This window comes from Nonomuraea sp. NPDC049141, assembly GCF_040648415.1.
Classification (GTDB): domain Bacteria; phylum Actinomycetota; class Actinomycetes; order Streptosporangiales; family Streptosporangiaceae; genus Nonomuraea.
Window position 1 is genome coordinate 1 of sequence record NZ_JBEZDR010000290.1, and the last position, 1031, is coordinate 1031.

The 1031-nt window shown below is 74.0% G+C and carries 1 protein-coding gene; it reads left to right on the forward strand.

Annotation, left to right across the window (positions count from 1 at the left end):
* The coding region (locus AB0B91_RS66530; RefSeq protein WP_358343368.1) for a peptide deformylase at positions 1 to 1031 on the forward strand (1031 nt) is incomplete at both ends.

Here is a 1031-nt window from a genome sequence, read left to right on the forward strand (position 1 = left end):
GGACTTCGCGCGCCGCGCCGAGGCCGTGCTGGAGGCCAGCGGCGCCATCTGGCAGCGCTTCAAGGAGTACGACGAGCTGCGCCACGCCCGGGCCGAGCGGGCGCACCGGGAACCACCCGTACCCGGGCAGTGGATGCCGCCCGGCACCGGCCTGATCGTCGAGCGGGAACTCGCCACCCTCACCCACCTGGACGACGCCTACCGCTGCGTCATCCGGCGCGAGCTCTACAACGCCGGCACCGAGCCCGTCACCCGCTACCTGGTGCGGGTCGCCGTCGACCGCTACCCCAACGACCCCGGGCGCTCCAACCTGCACCACCGGGAACACCCGCTGACCTTCGCCGAGCTGCGACTACAGGCGTACCGGGAGGACGGGGACGAGCGGGAGGCGATGCACTGGCGGGCCAAGCACGACCGGGACGCCTTCAAGGAACTGTGGCTGCTCTTCGAGAACACCGACCGGCGCTTCCCGCTCTACCCCGGCGACCGGGCCACCATCGAGTACGCCTACTGCGTCGGGCACGACAAGTGGGGCCCCTGGTTCCAGCGGGCCGTCCGGCTGCCCACCCGGCAGATGGCCGTACGCCTGGACTTTCCGGCGGCCCTCGACCCGCAGGTCTGGGGCGCGGAGACCTCGCTCTCGGCGGAGGAGGGCCCGCTGCGCACGCCGGTCACCAAGCGGGAGGACGCCGACCGGGTGATCTTCGACTGGGCGACCGAGGACCCCCCGCTCAACGCGCGTTACCGGTTGCAGTGGCGGTTCCGCAGCCGGCCGGAGGCCGAACCGGAGGAGGCCGGGCGGGTCCGACCCAGCGAGCGGATGCGCGGAATCGGCATCGTGCAGCGCGGCGACGACCTGCTCCGCCAGCCGGCGCGCCCGTTCGACCTGCCCCGCGAGGAACAGGCGGCCCGGGAGGTGGCCGACCGCCTCGCGGCGACCCTGGTCCGCCTCGACGAGCTGCACCCGTTCCGCAAGGGGGTGGGCATCGCCGCCCCGCAGCTCGGCCTCGGCCGGGCGGTGGCGGTCGTCC